Below are 17,165 nucleotides of genomic sequence, written 5' to 3'. Positions count from 1 at the left end.
TATGGATCACATTACAAGGGTTGAATCTGCTATTAAACGTCAGCCAGTTGACCGGACACCCTGTGCAGAGTTGGTTATTACCGATGATCTTGTGCAGACCATGTTTGGCCAAGAGGCTGCTCAGTTTGAACACCGTTTAGAATTCATTGAGACCATGGGCTTGGATGCGGTATGTTTGCATCCAAGCTATGATTCACGACTTGAAGGTATTCCCTGTGTTCAGGATGTGGTTTTTTGCGATTTGAAAAAGTGGGTTAACACAGATTTATTCACATTTGCCGTACTGGATGGCCCCGTGGGGTGGGGCGGCAGGTTGCTGGGTTTTGAACAGTTGATGAGGAAACTAGTCCGCGGTCATGATGACTTCTTGAGCTTAATGACTGCAGTTGAGCAAATGAATATGTCTCTTATGAACAGGCTAGCCGGTAACGGCGTAAATGGTATCCTTATCGCTGACGATATTGCATTTAACCAGGGAGTTATTGCTCGTCCCGCAATTATGCGCCAATTATTGTTTCCTTCACTGGTTCGTCAGGTTGAACATGCCAAGCAGTTAGGTCTACCGGTTTTCTTTCACTCTGATGGTAATCTGGAGTTGGTACTTGAGGACATCGCGGCAGCAGGCTTTGACGGCTTACAATGCATTGAATCGTTAGCGAGGATGGACATTGGGGCAATAAAAGAACAGTACGGTCATAAGCTATGTCTGTGGGGCAACCTGGATCCTGCCGAATTAATTGAGCCGCGTAGCCTGAGTGAACTTGAGTATACTGTGAATCAGATTATTACTGCGGCTGGCAACGATAGCGGGTTGATTTTTGGCACAAGTAGTGGTCTTTTTGAAAAAATGCGATTGGAAAGCATAAAGGCTGTTTATGAATTTGCCAGGAAATGCAATAGAATGAGTTGTTAGTTACTGAAAAATGGTCTTGAACTTTATAACATGAGTTCAAGACCATTAGTTTTGTGTGAAAACAATAAAAAATCTAAATATTAAAAAAGGATAATATAAGTGGTGCAGCGTATATAAATACGTAGTTGTCTACACGTCTACTCTTTGCAAGAGAAAGAAGAATGATATCGAGGAAAGGTTGAATGATTATATTTAGAAAATGGGGGGCAGATATGCAAAATAATGCTACAGCTTCAAGATACAGGTGGATTATCTTACTACTTTGTGTTTCCTGTTTTTTATTCAGTTTCATTACCCGGTTCACTTGGCCGCCGTTAATCTCGGTGATAGTTCCTGATTTAGGTATGAATATGGGGCAGGCTGGAGCCTTTATGAGTGCATTTTATCTTGGCTATGTTTTGACGCAAATACCTGCCGGACTATTAGCTGACAGATTTGGTGTGCGGATTATTCTTTCAGTATGTTTAATTATCGAAGGGGTAGCTACATCATCGTTTTCGTTAATTGATAATTATGAACTTGGCTTTAACCTGCGAGTCTTAGCAGGTTTAGGCTCGGGAGCCGTTTTTTCCTCTTGTTCACGTGCCTTAGTTGAATGGTTTCCGGCTAAAGAGCAGGGACTTGCTTTCGGTATACTGACAGCCGCCCCATCCAGCGGAATTTTGATAACTAACATACTTGTACCCTATTTAAACACAATGTTTGGTTGGCGAGGAGCTTTTCAGTCGGTAGGTTTGCTTACCATAATTGCTGGTGTTCTTGTATTTTTTCTTATGAGATTCAAGGATCAGCCTGATGAGAAGAGCGAAAACATTACAGCTGGTTTGAAATACATATTGGACAATAAGAACTTCAAGCTTATTTCTGCTGCTGGCTTTTTCCTGATGTGGTTACAACTGGGGACTGCTACCTGGGCTAATGTGTACATTAAGGGGCTTGGTTTTTCGGTAAGTGAGGCTGGGCGGGTTATGGCATATTACGGTTTAGGGGGAGCAATAGCGCCGCTTATCTCAGGTGTTGTCTCTGATATGCTGGGATGCCGGAAATGGCTGGTTATTACTGCATTTATCCTTGTTGTGCCGCTTACAATATTGTTTGGTTACCAAACTAGTTTGGCCATGCTCTGTGTCGTAGGCTTTGCCTCTGGTTTCAGCTCCTACCTGGCAAATCCTCAGTTAACTGTGTTAATATCTCAGACTGCAGGAATCAAAAGGGCGGCGACGGCCAATGGAGTAGCAAACTGTTTATTTCAAATGGCCTCGCTGCTCAGTCCGTGGTTTATCGGAAAAGTAATTGATCTCACTGGTAATTTTAGCTTTGTCTGGTGGATATTGGCGGCAGGCCCGGTAATGGCCACTTTTTTCATGCTGCGTGTTTATGAAGAGAGTATCCAAGGAATCAAAAAATCAGGGGTTGCTCTTGAGACTGACTGTAGTTTAAAAAGATAGCAGGATGGTTTGCCGTCAAACTGCTGCTAATTGTACTTTTAAGCGTAATTTGTTTTTCCTCATTCCAAACAATGAAGGCGAGGATTACTGAGATCCAGGTGAGCAATAATCGGCAGCTATGCAGGAGATTGAAGCATCCAGTCAAGCACTAGCAAAAATGGCGGAAGACCTCTGCGTAAAAGAACTGTCAGAATCCCGCTTGGGAATTCTGACAGTTTTTTATGGTTACAGCGATACTTCAGTTTTAATGAGCTTACGCCCAGCAATATGTATGTTCATGATGTCAATAACCCGTCCCTTCGAGAACTATTTTTCTTGTTGTTGTCCACTACCAGGAGAGGAATTAAATATAATATGGAGAATTATGGTAGAAGGAGTGGGCTCTTTAAGATTTGGCAAGAGGAAGGTAGCTTGGAGAGGTGGGTGTGTGTGTGTGGCGAAAGTACGTAAATTAATTACAAGCAACGATTGGAGTATCAGTAGCAGGGAAATGCAAGATATTTTAAATTCGACCCATGATGCCGTCGTAGCTGTTAATAAAAATGGGATAATCATACTATTCAACACGGCGGCTGAGCGGCTGTTGGGGGTCGCGGCGTGGGAGGCGTACGGCGAATATGCGCGGGATATTATTCCTGGCTCGCGTCTACACAACGTGCTTGAAACAGGGCAGCCCGAGCTTAACCAAAGGCAGGAGACTGGTGATGCCTGTATCCTTACCAACCGTGTTCCGGTTAGGGACGAAGAAAACCGGATTGTTGGTGCGGTGGCTGTGTTCCGAGATATGACCGAAGTCCATCAGTTAGCCGAGGAAATGACTTGCATCAAAGAAATGAAAAAGTTATTGGAAGCCATCATCAACACGTCCCAAGATGTCATTTCAGTTGTGGACGACCAAGGGAAGATTATACTGGTCAACCCAGCCTATACGCGGCTAATTGGGATGCGGAAGGAAGATGTCATGGGTAAACCGCCTACTGTCGACATCCGCCAAGGGGAAAGTGTTCATTTGCGGGTCATGCAATCGATGGAGGCGGTGCGGGGAGTACCGCTAAAAGTGGGCCCTGACAATCGTGAGGTCATTATTAACGCGGCACCGCTAATTGTTGATGGCCGGTTGCGCGGCAGTGTGGCAATGGCGCATGATATTTCGGAATTAAAATTTCTCTCAGAGGAACTTGCCAGTGTAGAAGCGCTTATAGGTCGCGGGCAGGCACGCTATACGTTTGACGATATTGTGGCCCAGGGTCCAGCGATGCAGGCGGCAGTGGAGTATGCCTGCCGGGCTGCGCTTACGCCTGCCACAGTGTTGCTGACGGGGGAGAGCGGGACGGGCAAAGAGTTGTTTGCCCATGCCATCCATAGTGCCAGCCAGCGAAGATACCGAAGGTTTGTCCGGGTAAATTGCGCTGCGATCCCAGAAACGCTGCTGGAAAGTGAGTTGTTTGGCTATGAGGCTGGGGCTTTCAGCGGGGCACTTAAAAGTGGCAAGAAAGGCCTTTTTGAAGAGGCTGATGGTGGTACGCTGTTTCTTGACGAAATTGGTGAGATTCCACCGCCTATTCAGGTAAAATTGCTGCGTGTACTGCAGGAACGGGAGATTATGAGGGTCGGCAGCGTCAGAGCGTTTGATCTTGATTTGAGAATTATCGCCGCTACCAATAAAAACCTGGAGGATGAGATCAAAAAGGGTAGTTTTCGCAAAGACCTTTATTACCGGCTTAATGTTTTTCCGATAAACATTCCGCCGTTGCGTCAGCGTATCGGGGATCTGCCGGAGTTAGCCAGGCACCTGTTGACCAAACTAAACTGGGAGTACGGACGTTGCGTTCAGGGGATCACGGATGACGCAGCAGCCCTATTAGCTGAATACGGCTGGCCAGGTAACGTGCGGGAGCTGGAGAATGTTTTAGGCCGCGCCCTGATTAATATGCATTTTAATGAATATACGATTATGGTGTCCCATCTGCCGCCTCTTACAGCCTTGACCAGGTTAAACGCCGAGCGTAAAGCAACAGAAACAACTGTTTTGCCCTGCTGTACGCTGGCGGAAACGATGGAGCAGGCGGAGCGGCGGGCTATCACCGGCGTTCTTACTATGTATGGCGGAAACCGTGCTGAAACCGCTCGCCACCTTAATGTTTCTTTACGTACCCTGTATTATAAGCTGGAGAAACACGGGATAACTGGCAGCCCTCCGTTTGTATAATGCAAAACAGTTCACTGCAGGATTTTGCAATTCATGCAAAATCTTGCAGTGATTTTCTTTGCTTGGACGGTCATCGCTGGTTTTGTCAGGCGTTCTTAAACTGGCATATTTCTTGCGATTAGAATATTACCAGATTGAACACTAATTTTTACAAGGGGGATTTATAAATGGGAATTTTTAAAAAGATGGAGCAGCATGGGTACGAACAACTGGTTTTTTGCCACGATCCGGCCTCCGGCTTAAAAGCCATTATCTGTATTCATGACACCACTCTTGGTCCTGCGCTGGGCGGTACCCGGATGTGGCAGTACGAGTGCGAAGAAGATGCAATTACGGACGTAGTGCGTCTGGCCAGGGGTATGAGCTATAAAAACGCAGCCGCCGGGCTCAATATAGGGGGCGGCAAAGCTGTTATCATCGGCAATTCCAAGACAGATAAAAGTGAAGCACTTTTCCGGGCATTCGGCCGCTTCGTCCAGAGTCTGAATGGACGGTACATCACCTCTGAAGATGTCGGAACTGCCGTAGAAGATATGGACTATATCCACATGGAAACCTCCCATGTGGTTGGCCGTGGCGTGGCCGATCCCTCGCCGGTTACTGCTTATGGTACCTGGAAAGGCATGAAAGCTTGCGCCGCGGAGGTTTGGGGAACCGGTTCGCTCCAAGGAAAAACAGTGGCTGTGCAAGGGCTGGGGCATGTAGGTTATACCCTTTGCAAGCATCTTCATGAGGAAGGGGCTAACCTCGTTGTAACAGATATCAGCGAGGAAAATATCAGCCGTATCGTCGCTGAATTTGGTGCCAGGGCAGTCAGACCCCATGAAATCTACGGAGCTGACTGCGATATCTTTGCTCCCTGTGCCTTGGGCGCCGTAATCAATGATGAAACATTGCCTAGGCTAAAGTGCCGGATTATCGCCGGTGCTGCCAACAATCAATTGAAGGAAATGCGGCATGGCGATATTCTGCAGGACAAAGGCATTCTCTATGCTCCTGATTTCATTATCAATGCCGGCGGTGTCATCAACGTGGCTGATGAGCTGCAGCAAGGCGGCTATAACCATGACCGGGCCCTAAAAAAAGTAGATGGCATTTATAATAATATTGAACAGGTCATTGCTATCTCCAAACGGGAGGGGATTCCGACCTATAAAGCTGCCGATATTCTGGCCGAAACGCGAATTGCTCTGATTGGCAAGGTGAAAAAAACTCTATTACCGTAATTTTTACCACCCCCTCCCGCACCGGGATAGTTGTTAAGAGTACCAGAAGTATGGTTGTTGCTACACGGTGGGGAGGGGATTGTTGTGTAAGTAAAGGGTGAAAAATAGAAAAATTTATCTGAATCTTCTGACCGGAATGGGAGGTAAAGAGATGAGTTTGTTTCGTAAGAAAAATATTGCGGAATTGATCCGAGGGACTGAAAGAAATGGTTTGAGGAAGACTCTCGGCGCGACAGACTTGGTTTTGTTAGGAATCGGATGCATCATTGGTACCGGAATTTTTGTTCTTACCGGTGTTGCTGCCGCAAACTATGCAGGGCCGGGGATTATGCTGTCGTTTGTATTATCAGGCCTTGCCTGCGCTTTTGCCGCCTTAGCCTATTCAGAACTGGCATCTATGGTGCCGGTAACTGGTAGTGCCTACACGTTTGCTTATGTCTCAATGGGCGAAGTGGTTGCTTTTGCGGTAGGTTGGGCGTTGATTTGTGAATATACGATCGGGTCAGCGGCGGTAGCAGCCGGTTGGTCAGGCTATATGGTCGGGTTACTCAAATCGGCGGGCATTGTCTTGCCTGCGGCGTGGACGGCAGTCCCTGCTGATGGCGGTATCCTGAATGTCCCTGCAATTTTAATCACTGCCATCCTCACTTATTTATTGATGCTTGGTACCAGAGAAAGTGCTGCTCTGAACAGAATCCTGGTATTTATTAAACTGGCATGTATTGCTTTTTTCCTGTTTGTTGCTACTCCTCATATCGATCCGTTAAACTGGCAGCCGTTCCTTCCTTATGGCTGGGGTGGGGTGGCTACCGGTGCTGCGATCGTATTCTTTGCCTATATCGGATTTGATACTGTATCCACCGCTGCAGAAGAATGTAAAAATCCCAACCGGGATATTCCGATCGGGATTGTCGGGTCACTGGTTATCTGTACCGTGCTTTATATTGCCGTCGCAGCTGTTCTGACAGGTGTTGTGCCTTACTCAAGCCTGAACAACAGTGAGCCGGTAGCCTATGCACTTCGCGCCATTGGCATGAATTTCGGCAGCGCTCTCGTGGCATTAGGCGCCATTTGCGGCATTACCACCGTACTTTTGGTCTTTATGTATGGTCAGACCCGAGTATTTTTGGCGATGGCCCGTGACGGGATGATTCCGCAAAGCCTGGTGAAGATCCACCCCAAATATGGCACCCCTCATATCATTACAATGATTGCCGGCGCTGTAGTGAGCGTGCTGAGTGGTTTACTGCCGATCAACATCATTGCTGAACTATGCAATATGGGAACACTTTGTGCTTTTATTTTAGTTTCGGTGGGCGTCTGGGTGCTTCGCAGGACCCATCCCGACATGCCCAGGCCGTTCCGCTGCCCCGCCGTCGGGGTGGTTGTGCCGCTGGCTGTGTTGTTGTGCAGCTACCTGATTGCCAATCTGCCGGTGGAAACTCTGACCTTCTTCGGGATTTGGTATGTAATCGGTATGGTTGTGTATTTTACCTATAGCCGCAGACATAGTACCCTGGCCCCAAAATCTGCCGACGGTTCGCAATCTAAGGGAATGTAACAAAAGGGTAAACTCAGGACGCAGGTTATCTAACTGTTTCTGCCTTTTGATCTTTATTGATTGTGGGAGACCAGAAAATATATTATGAGCAGGGGAAGAAGGTTGCAAGCAAAGCACTTCTGAATATAGTCACTAAGATATAACAATAAAACGGTCTGAATCTCTGGCGTGAAGAGATTCAGACCGTTTTTATTTGGTTTTAATTACCTGGAGGATACTTTTCTCTTAATGATTTCACGGCCAGCAATATGCATATTCATGCCGAGTTGTTCAGGCGTGAGACCGAGGGCCAGTCCAACTAACTGAGACAGATGCAGGACAGGCATTTCTTGTTGGCAGCCTACTGCTGCCTGACCTTCCGGCTGATTCATGTCAAGTGACATTTGGCACAGCGGGCAGGGGGTTACGATGCAGTCAGCACCGGCTTTTACCGCACTTTGGTTGGTTTCGCCGGTGATGCGGATCATATCCTCTTCGGCAGTATAGGTGGCATGGAAGCCGCAGCATTTGAGTTTTGCATCAAAATCAGCAGGCTGCGCGCCGAGAGCGCAGATAAGACTTTCAAGAGACTGAGGATTTGCATGGTCTTCAAAATCCATGAGAGCAGGTGGACGGAGAATATGGCAGCCATAATATCCAGCCACTGTTAGACCTGCCAATGGGCGTTTCACCATGCCTTTCAGTTTATCAAGACCATAGTCACTAAGGAGAACCCAGAGTAAGTGGGTAATATCGCTGGTACCCTTATAGCTTAGTCCGGCAGCACTAAGGATGCCATTGACTTTTTCTTTTTGTCCGTTGTCCAGTTTAGCCTTAGCTTTGCGCAGCATCAGGGTGCAGGTGTTGCATACTGTTAAGAGCGGCAGGCCCATCTGTTCAGCTAGTGCGATGTTGCGGGCATTAATGGCAGTTGCGGCCAAATCATCCACATCTTGCACATGAGAAGCACCGCAGCACGTCCAGCCAGGAATCTCGAGCAGCTCAATCCCGAGCGCTTTGGCGACAGCAATAGTGGCTATATAGTTTTCTTTGGCAGCTCCCTCAAGAACACAGCCAGGGAAAAATGCGTATTTCATTATTTCTCACTCTCCCTTACTGCTTTGAGGATAGCTTTAATCTGGTCATGACCTTTGACCTTGCCAGGGAAATGGAAAGGATTGAGCTTGCCCCGGCGAAGGAGACGGAGCGCAAACGGAAACTTGGCCATTGAGCCGAGCATACCAATGCTTCTTACCGATAGTTTTGTTTCATTGAGGCGGCCGGTGTCTTTGATGTCTTGCAGGAAAGCCAAAGCATGGCGGGCACCCGGATTATCGGTATAGCCGAGCTTAATCGACAGTTGGCGTAGACGGGCAATGTCTTCGCCAGGGGCTAAGCCTTTGGGGCATTTAGTGCTGCATTCGACACAATGGAGGCATTTCCAGAGGCCTTTATCAATGACAGCCTTGATGCGTTCAGTGGATGACTTATCCCTGGTGTCGGCAACAAATTTCCATACTTTGGAGTAGGTGAAGGGTTCAAGGAAATCCTTGTCATTGGCGCTAAGTTTGGAACACTCAGAGGCGCAAGCACCACACAGAATACAGCCAGCCTGGACGTTAATTTTCTTAAAGTCAGCGGCGTCTTGACGGCAGCCTTCCTTGGCAGTGAATTCGTCTTTGGGCTTAAGCCAGGGGCTGGAGGTCATTAAACGCTCAGCCTTTGGCTCCCAGTCAACGACAAGGTCACGAATGACTTTGAAGTTTTTGATCGGTTCAATGGTAAGGGTATCGCCGAAGCGGTCTAAAATTCCATCAAGCGGCGTTTCACAGGCCAGGAAAGCCTGGCCGTTGACACGCACGGCACAGGCGCCGCATACTGCCGCACGGCAGGCTGCAGTGAAAGCCAGTGTGGGGTCCATTGTTTCTTTAATTGTGATTAGGCCCCAGAGAATAGTCTTGCCTGGCTGATGGGGGAAGGTACATTCTTGTACGAAGCTTTTTGCTCCGTCAAATCGCTCAATTTTATATGTTATCTGGCGCATCAATATTTCCTTTCTGCCGGCGGGTATTTGGTTATGACGACTGGCCGGTAAGATATATTGTACGCCTGGCCTTCCCTGGACACGATGGTGTGTTTCAGGAAATCGGCGTCATCACGGTTAGGAAAATCTGCCCGGCAGTGACTGCCGCGGCTTTCTTTCCGGTTAAGGGCTCCGAGAACAACAGTTTTAGCCACAGTGAGCATACTGCCAAGTTCAATGTAGTTGACGAAGGCTGTATTGTAAATCTTGTTTTGGTCAGGTACTTCGATAGCCTGATATTCTGTCATCAGACGATCCACTACCTTCAGCGCTTCTTCCATTTCGGCACCTGTACGGAATACGCCGACATTGTTCCACATAATCTCGGCCAGGCGGTCACGGATGGCCGAGGTAGAAATACCGGTGTTGCGGGTGGTGACAGCATCGAACTTGGCTTCCCAGGCTTGTGCTGCCTGGTTAACAGGGCTCTGATTGACAGCCGGGCGCTTTCTGGCGCATTCAGACGCGCCTTGACCGGCAAATTTGCCAAAAGCCACGATATCAGCCAGTGAGTTGCCGCCAAGGCGGTTAGCGCCATGGACTGAGATACAGGCGGCCTCACCGGCGGCGAAGATACCCTCAACAGCTGTTGCACAGGTACGGTAGTCGATTACGTCAATGCCGCCCATGGAGTAGTGACAGCTTGGGCGGATAGGGATAGGCTGTTCAATGGGATCAACTTGTTCGAAGGTGATGGCCAGATCGCGAATCTGGGGCAGGCGTTCCAGGATTTTTTCGCGTCCTAAATGGCGCAAATCCAGTTGAACGTAGGCGCTCAGACCCTCGCCAAAGCCGCGTCCCTCCTTTATTTCAGTCTCAATGGCTTGCGAGACAAGGTCGCGGGTAGCAAGTTCCATTTTCTCCGGCGCATAGCGGGACATGAAGCGTTCGCCTTTATTGTTCAGGAGGTAACCGCCTTCACCACGGGAGGCTTCTGACATCAAAATGCCAGTGCCGGCGAGGCCGGTAGGGTGAAATTGAACAAATTCAGGGTCTTTGATGGGGACGCCAGCATCAAAGCAAGCGCCAATACCGTCACCAGTTGAGGTAAACGGGTTGGTAGTGCGGAGCCAGTACATGCGGCCAGCGCCGCCTGTAGCTACAACAATGGCTTTTGCTGCAATGGGAACAAAACGCCCACCCTTTAAGTCATAGGCAACAACACCGCATAGCTTGCCTTCCTCTGTGACGATTTGCAGCAGATACCATTCAGACAGCACCTTTACGCCATGCTTCAGGCACTGTTCATAAAGTGTGTGCAAAATGACATGACCGGTCACATCTGCCGAGAAGCAGGTCCGGGGTGAGGAGGCACCGCCGAAGTTGCGCTGCGCTATCCGGCCTTGTGTGTCACGGGAGAAAGGAACGCCGAAGTAGTCAAGTTCCCGGATTGCATCAGGCATGTTACTGATAAAATGCTCAATGGCATCCTGGTCGCCCAGATAGTCGCTGCCTTTTACTGTGTCGAAAATATGTTTTTCGATTGAGTCATTAGGATCGGCATTCTGCAGCGAACCGTTGATGCCGCCCTGAGCACAGCCTGTGGCCGAGCGGGTAGGGAACATTTTAGTCATCAGACCAACTGAGAGGCCTTGCTGACGACCGGCTTCCAGGGCGGCCCGCATTCCCGAGCCGCCGCTGCCGATAACGAGTACGTCAAAGTTAAGCATTATTCACCTCAAGGATATATATTAATCTTGGCGGTAAGTCTTTTGACCTACATGATAGAAGTTACGACCTGTGCTATCAATTGCTACGATGGCGGGAAAATCTACTACTTCCATACGAGCTAGCGCTTCGGGGCCAAGATCGCCGTAAGCAACTACTTCATAAGATTTAATTGTTTTTGATATAAGAGCTGCTGCACCACCTGTGGTAACAAGGTAAGCAACGCCATTTTTCTTCATGCTGTCTACAACAGCGTCAGACCGGTAGCCTTTTCCGATCATGCCTTTGAGGCCTTTGTCCAGTAGACGTGGCGCATAGGCGTCCATCCGGCCGCTGGTGGTGGGGCCGGCAGAGCCAATCGGTTCACCCGGCTTAGCTGGCGAGGGGCCAACATAGTAGACCATTTGTCCGGTGAAATCCACAGGCAGCTCTTCGCCCCGGTCAAGGGCCTCAACCATGCATTTATGAGCCGCATCGCGTGCAGCGTAGATTACACCGGTGATAAGGACACTATCCCCAGCGTTTAAGTTTTTAATTGTTTCGTCGGTAAGTGGTGTAGTAATACGAATTTGTTCGGCCATGTTCTCGTCTCCCTTACAGTACTACTTCTGCATGCCTGGTAGCATGACAGTTAATGTTTACGGCTACAGGCAGGCTTGCAATGTGGGTAGGATACCACTCAATGTTTACGGCCAAGGCTGTAACGCGGCCACCAAGACCTTGAGGTCCAATACCTGTTTTGTTAATAAGCTCCAATAGTTCGCCTTCAAGTTTGGCATAGTCAGGATGGTCATTCTGCTTGGTTATCGGACGAATCAGGGCTTTCTTGGCAAGATATGCTGACTTTTCCATAGTACCGCCGATGCCTACACCTACTACCATAGGTGGACATGGGTTTGAGCCAGCATTTTCAATTGTTTCGACAATAAATTTCTTTACTCCTGCCACACCATCGGCTGGTACAAGCATTTTAAGGGCGCTCTTGTTTTCGCTGCCAGCCCCTTTGGGAGCAAGGACAATTTTAATTTGGTCGCCTGGAACGTTTTCAATATGGATAATGGCAGGGGTATTGTCGCCGGTATTCTTACGGTTGAACAGCGGCTCGGCAACAGCCGACTTGCGTAAATATCCCTCGGTATAGCCTTTGGCTACACCGGCATTAATTGCTGTCTCCAATGTACTGCCCTCGATGCTGACATCTTGCCCTAATTCAACAAAGATTACAGCAAGCCCGGTATCTTGGCACATAGGCTTGGCTTCATCTCTGGCAATACAGGCGTTTTTAATAATCTGGTCAAAGATTTCCTTGCCTAGTGGCGACTCTTCTTTCTCTTTACCTTCGATTAAGGCGTTGAAAACATCCTCAGATAAATAATAATTGGCGTCAATCGCCAATTTGGCAACTGCATCAGTGATTTGCTGTGCTTGGATTGTACGCATGACAATATCTCCTCTCCACTATTAGGACATCAATATAAAGTAGACTTAGCTTCAGATAAATGAATTCGGTATTACCAAAGGCCGAGGACTTTCCACCACATGGACCCTAAGCCCACCCAAATAACCAGGTTGATAATAGATACCATAAAACCAAGCCGCCACCAAGTACCTTGGTCGACATAACCGGCACCGAAGTAGATGGGAGATGGACCGGCGGCATAGTGAGTAAGCGACATACAGAGGTTGGACATAAAGGCTAGTGCTAGGGCCACCAAATAAGGGGGCGCACCGGCAGCAACGGCTACCGCAATAAAGGCAGGATACATGGCCGTGATATGTGCAGTCAGGCTGGCGAAAGCGTAGTGCGCATACAGGTAAACGACAGTAAGGACAATAAAGGCCTGCAGCCAGGGGATACCAACAATGCTGGCTGCCATGGTTTTGGCAAACCAGGGAATGAAGCCAAGCTTGGAGAGATAATCGGCCAGGCCGACAAGGGCACCCATCCAGATAAGGGTATCCCAAGCTCCTTTTTCATCAAGAACATCTTTCCACTCAAGCACCTGGGTGGCTAGCATGACAACAACGGCTAAGAGGGCGACAACAGTGGCATCAATCTTGGTGTACTGGGAAGTACTCCAGAGAATAAGCGCGCCGACAAATACCAGGGCGACAATTTTCTCGCCCCAGGACATTGGACCCATATTTTGAAGCTCTTTTGCCGCCAGAGCTTTAGCCTCTGGTGTCTTCTTAATCTCGGGGGGGTAGAACTTGTACAGGAAGTACGGAACTACGAGAATGGAGATTAGACCCGGGACGACAGAAGCTAAAGCCCACTGACCCCAGCTAAGCTGGATATTCAGAGTTTTGGCGGCAAGCAGGGCAATTAAGGGGTTACCGGCCATCGAGGTCATGAACATGGCCGAAGTGATGGCATTGCCTTGGTAGGTTGTCTGCATGAGATAACTGCCGACTTTGCGAGCCGTTGGACCAGGTTCAGAGCCAAAGGCTGTGCAGAGACTGCGGACAATGGGGAAAAGAATGCCGCCAGCGCGCGCTGTGTTTGACGGGGTGGCTGGGCTGATAATCAGGTCGCTTAGTACAAGCGTATAACCTAATTTCAGCGTGCTGTCGCCAATTGCTTTTATAAGTATAAAGGCAATGCGGCGTCCAAGACCGGTTTTAATAAACCCTTTGGCAAACAAAAAGGCGGCAACAATGAGCCAGATAGTAGTGTTAGCGAATCCACTAATGGCTTCGGCCGGTTTGAGAACGCCGACAAGTGCTGTAAACGTTACACTAGCAAGCGCTACGGCACCAATCGGGAGCGGCTGGAGAATGAATCCGAAGATAGTGGCAACAAAAATGGCCATCAAATGCCAGGCTTCCGGCTTGAGCCCTTGCGGCACCGGCAAGAACCAGAGGACAGCGCCCAAGACCACAACGGCTAGGGCTTTCATGAGTTTACTGTTCATACAAAAACAATTCCTCCTGATAATGTATTTTTCGATGATTTTGATAACAGTCTAGTTATACTTTAGCACTGGTACATAAGTAATCAAAATATTAATAATCTATGGTACAATAGGTAGTAACTATTGGGATGGGAGGATATACCGTGGAACTGCGCCAACTTGAATATTTTCAAGCCGTCAGCCGATTGCAAAATTTCACAAGAGCTGCCGAAGAACTGCACGTAGCTCAGCCATCAATTACTAACTCCATACAAAAGCTGGAGGAGGAGTTGGGGGTCCTCCTGTTTGACCGCAGCCAGAAAAAAGTCAGCCTAACTGCAGAAGGAAAGGCTTTTTATGCCAGAATAGAAAAAATTCTGTTTGACATTCGCCAGTCTATTCATGAAATGGAGGACTTCCGCAAATTAAACAAAGGCACAATTAAGTTTGCGGCACCGCCGATGATTGGGGCCTATCTATTCCCCGATATTTTTAATCTTTTTAAGACTGCTTATCCAAATTTGGATTTAGTAGTGTATGAAGAAGGGTCTCTGGCTGCGCGGGCGATGTTGGAAAGGGAAGAATTAGATTTAGGCATGATTATACTTCCTGAGTGTGCAACCATGCTAAATACTGTACCAATTACCCAAGAAGAGATTATGCTCTGTTTGTCGCCTAAACACCATTTAAGTACCGCCAAGGTGGTTGATTTTAACCAATTACAAGAAGAGCCCTTTGTTCTGCTAAAGGAAGAATTCTTTCATCGGCAGCTGGTGCTTGACGAATGTGCCCGCCACGGCTTTGCCCCCCATATTGTGTTTTCGTCCAATCAGATTGAAACGATTAAGGCTATGGTGGCCAGCAATGTAGGTGTTTCCTTTCTCATGAACATGGTAGTTCGCAACCATCCTAACCTGGTTGGCGTATCACTTGCTGAGCCGCTGTCAATCACGATTGGTCTAGCCTGGAAAAAGGGCAAATATCTATCAAAGGCGGCTCAAGCCTTTAGCGATTTTATTGTTTCTTATGCAAAGTCTCCCAGCTTCCGGGGGAAGGGAACTAAGAGCGAATAGAGTTACATTATAGCAGATAGCTGTTGTCTTCTTCTCCACTTTTCGCATATATATGTTATAGGATGCGAAAGGGGGGGAATCATGACACATATAGAACCATGGGATCGGCCCAATTATTGCACGGCGGGGTCTAGTACCGGCCCTAAATCGATTGTTGTACAGCAGGTGCTGGGTGCACGGGAGGTTCAAAAATCGATTGATATTCATGTGGTCGTTCCGCCGCGAAAACCAGGTATTGAGCAAATTGTAGATGTTTTTGTTAAAAAGCTGCACATTACCAGCGTGGATGTTATTCCCAATAAAGTAATTGTCAGAGGCGAATTTGAGGTTAAGGCTTTATATGTTGCCTGCCGGCCAAGGCAGCCTGTGCATGCTGTTGAAGTATGGCCTATCCGGTTTACTGCTTTTGCTGATATCAGAGGGGCGCGGCGGGGTATGGAGGCTGACGCCAGTGTTATGGTCGAGTTTGTGGATTATGATTGTGATGAACATACTCGCGCTCACTGGCATAAGAAAAAAGGCCATGATTACGATGACTACGATGATGATTGTGACGACGATTATGATGATTACGACTGCGATTGCGATTACGATGACGACGATTATGATGATGACTGTGATCATAAACATAAGCCGCCTAAAAAACATAAGTGCAAGCCTAAATGCGAACCTGAATGTGAGCATCATTGTAAACCACATAAAAAACCGCGCCGCTGCACCCGGAAATTTGACGTGTCAGTGGTATTGAGGATTACTGCGAAAGTAATGACAGACCGGGAAGTCATGTTATATCACCAGGGGCTACCGGTTAAACCAAAAGGGTAGTAAATATCCTGCAAAGAGTGAATGTTGATCGTCTAAAGGCCCAAGCTTTTAGACGATCTCTCTTATTTATTTGAAGCAAAGAGCTGTAACAAACAGTTCCATTGCAAAGTGTATATGGAATTGTTATCCAAAAATGGTATACTTTATATAGGTACTTCGAAAGCGAGGGAGTGTTGAATAACATGATATTTAAACAGGTAAATCCACATGCTTGCCGTACGTACTTTATCGGTAATGAGGAAAACAAAACTGCCATTCTCGTAGATCCTGTCATCGATCATTTTACCGATTACCTTGACTTATTAAAGGAGGAAGGTTTTACACTTACCCATGTTATTGATACCCATATTCATGCAGACCATATTTCTGCTGGGTCATCCCTAAGGGATGCAACTGGATGTGAATATGTGATGTACGAGACTTCGCCACCTAAGTGTGTCAGTATTCGTGTCAAAGATGGTGATGTTCTACAGCTTAATACATTTGAGATTAAGGTGCTGCACACTCCTGGACACACCAAAGATTCTATCAGTCTTATTGTGAATGATAAACTCTTGACAGGCGATTTTCTTTTCCTTGATGATGCTGGAGCCGGAAGAGATGATCTTCCAGGCGGTGATCCGGGTGACCATTGGGAGAGCTTACAAAAGTTGGATGAGCTTCCCGATAATCTAATGATCTATCCTGCCCATGAATATAGAAACCGGCAGCCGTCTACGCTTGGACAGCAGCGTCAAAGTAATCCTCATCTACAAAAACGGAGTAAAGAAGAGTTTGTAAAATATCTTGAAGATCTCCGTCTTGGCCCTGCAGACTGGATGAAAGATGTTCTGCAGGCAAATTACGCATGTGCTAAGGACCCGAATGCGGCCTGGATTCCCATCGATACCCCTGCCTGTGAAATCAAGGGAACCATGGAAAAGGGTGTAAACGAGCTGGAGGTTGAATACATAGGCGCCAAAACACTAAATAGCTGGCTGCAAACAAATGAACGAGAGTTGCTGCTTATTGATGTACGGGAAAAACGTGAGCTCGCTGGCCTGTTAGGGCAGATTGAGGGGATTACCCACATTCCAATAGGTCAGTTGACAGGGAAACTTAAAGACCTAGAGGCGTATAAGCAGAAAGATATAGTGGTGGTTTGTCACTCTGGTGCCAGAGCTACTACCGGCGCTCAGATCCTGAAAAAGGCAGGTTTTGAAAAGGTAGTTGTCCTTGAAGGTGGTATGGCTTCATGGAAAGCCGGGCATGGTGAATAACTGAAACAAGCCAAAACGGCAGGATTC

The 17,165-nt window shown here is 47.7% G+C and carries 14 protein-coding genes; 8 read left to right on the top strand and 6 right to left on the bottom strand.

All coding sequences use genetic code 11. From position 1 onward, the window contains the following. Position 1 precedes the first annotated feature (1 nt). From B9A22_RS06060 to B9A22_RS06040, 5 genes are all read left to right on the top strand, one after another. Complete coding sequence (locus B9A22_RS06060) at positions 2–913, top strand: uroporphyrinogen decarboxylase family protein (RefSeq protein ID WP_084574816.1); 912 nt, start codon at positions 2–4, stop codon at positions 911–913. A 212-nt stretch (positions 914–1,125) separates the two neighbouring features. Further along, positions 1,126–2,361, top strand: coding sequence for an MFS transporter (locus B9A22_RS06055; RefSeq protein WP_084574815.1), 1,236 nt, complete (start codon positions 1,126–1,128; stop codon positions 2,359–2,361). 433 nt (positions 2,362–2,794) lie between these two features. After that, a complete protein-coding gene (locus B9A22_RS06050; protein ID WP_245823832.1) occupies positions 2,795–4,570 on the top strand; it encodes a sigma-54 interaction domain-containing protein in 1,776 nt (591 codons plus the stop codon). A gap of 167 nt (positions 4,571–4,737) precedes the next feature. Beyond that, positions 4,738–5,796 carry a Glu/Leu/Phe/Val family dehydrogenase gene (locus B9A22_RS06045; RefSeq protein WP_084574814.1) on the top strand — a complete coding sequence of 353 codons (1,059 nt, stop codon included), beginning with the start codon at positions 4,738–4,740 and terminating at the stop codon, positions 5,794–5,796. Positions 5,797–5,947: 151 nt separating this feature from the next. Then, positions 5,948–7,357 carry an amino acid permease gene (locus B9A22_RS06040; protein WP_084574813.1) on the top strand — a complete coding sequence of 470 codons (1,410 nt, stop codon included), beginning with the start codon at positions 5,948–5,950 and terminating at the stop codon, positions 7,355–7,357. A gap of 203 nt (positions 7,358–7,560) precedes the next feature. Here the strand turns inward: B9A22_RS06040 and B9A22_RS06035 are convergent, their stop codons facing one another. The 6 genes from B9A22_RS06035 to B9A22_RS06010 form a co-directional block, all read right to left on the bottom strand. Further along, the gene (locus tag B9A22_RS06035; protein WP_084574812.1) at positions 7,561–8,433 is read right to left on the bottom strand and encodes a CoB--CoM heterodisulfide reductase iron-sulfur subunit B family protein; all 873 of its coding nucleotides are present in this window, start codon (positions 8,431–8,433) and stop codon (positions 7,561–7,563) included. Further along, positions 8,433–9,380 carry a succinate dehydrogenase/fumarate reductase iron-sulfur subunit gene (locus B9A22_RS06030; RefSeq protein WP_084574811.1) on the bottom strand — a complete coding sequence of 316 codons (948 nt, stop codon included), beginning with the start codon at positions 9,378–9,380 and terminating at the stop codon, positions 8,433–8,435. Before B9A22_RS06030 ends, B9A22_RS06035 begins: the two co-directional genes overlap by 1 nt. Then, complete coding sequence (locus tag B9A22_RS06025) at positions 9,380–11,089, bottom strand: FAD-binding protein (protein ID WP_084574810.1); 1,710 nt, start codon at positions 11,087–11,089, stop codon at positions 9,380–9,382. Before B9A22_RS06025 ends, B9A22_RS06030 begins: the two co-directional genes overlap by 1 nt. A 21-nt stretch (positions 11,090–11,110) precedes the next feature. Next, on the bottom strand, positions 11,111–11,668 hold the full coding sequence (locus B9A22_RS06020; protein WP_084574809.1) for a Fe-S-containing hydro-lyase: 558 nt from the start codon (positions 11,666–11,668) through the stop codon (positions 11,111–11,113). A gap of 13 nt (positions 11,669–11,681) precedes the next feature. After that, a complete protein-coding gene (locus tag B9A22_RS06015) occupies positions 11,682–12,527 on the bottom strand; it encodes a fumarate hydratase (RefSeq protein WP_084574808.1) in 846 nt (281 codons plus the stop codon). 71 nt (positions 12,528–12,598) lie between these two features. Next, the gene (locus B9A22_RS06010; RefSeq protein WP_084574807.1) at positions 12,599–14,002 is read right to left on the bottom strand and encodes an anion permease; all 1,404 of its coding nucleotides are present in this window, start codon (positions 14,000–14,002) and stop codon (positions 12,599–12,601) included. Between the two features lie 143 nt (positions 14,003–14,145). On the opposite strand from B9A22_RS06010, the gene B9A22_RS06005 reads away from it, so the two are divergent. The 3 genes from B9A22_RS06005 to B9A22_RS05995 all read left to right on the top strand — a co-directional run bounded on the left by B9A22_RS06005 (position 14,146) and on the right by B9A22_RS05995 (position 17,138). Beyond that, positions 14,146–15,054 carry a LysR family transcriptional regulator gene (locus B9A22_RS06005; protein ID WP_084574806.1) on the top strand — a complete coding sequence of 303 codons (909 nt, stop codon included), beginning with the start codon at positions 14,146–14,148 and terminating at the stop codon, positions 15,052–15,054. An 81-nt stretch (positions 15,055–15,135) separates the two neighbouring features. Continuing rightward, on the top strand, positions 15,136–15,879 hold the full coding sequence (locus B9A22_RS06000; protein ID WP_084574805.1) for a DUF3794 domain-containing protein: 744 nt from the start codon (positions 15,136–15,138) through the stop codon (positions 15,877–15,879). A 182-nt stretch (positions 15,880–16,061) separates the two neighbouring features. After that, a complete protein-coding gene (locus tag B9A22_RS05995) occupies positions 16,062–17,138 on the top strand; it encodes an MBL fold metallo-hydrolase (RefSeq protein WP_084574804.1) in 1,077 nt (358 codons plus the stop codon). Positions 17,139–17,165: the final 27 nt, after the last annotated feature.

Source organism: Sporomusa malonica (genome assembly GCF_900176355.1).
In the GTDB taxonomy this organism is placed as follows: Bacteria; Bacillota; Negativicutes; order Sporomusales; family Sporomusaceae; genus Sporomusa; species Sporomusa malonica.
The sequence above is the reverse complement of the archived record's forward strand: the minus strand, read 5'-3'. Positions and strand labels throughout refer to the sequence as shown.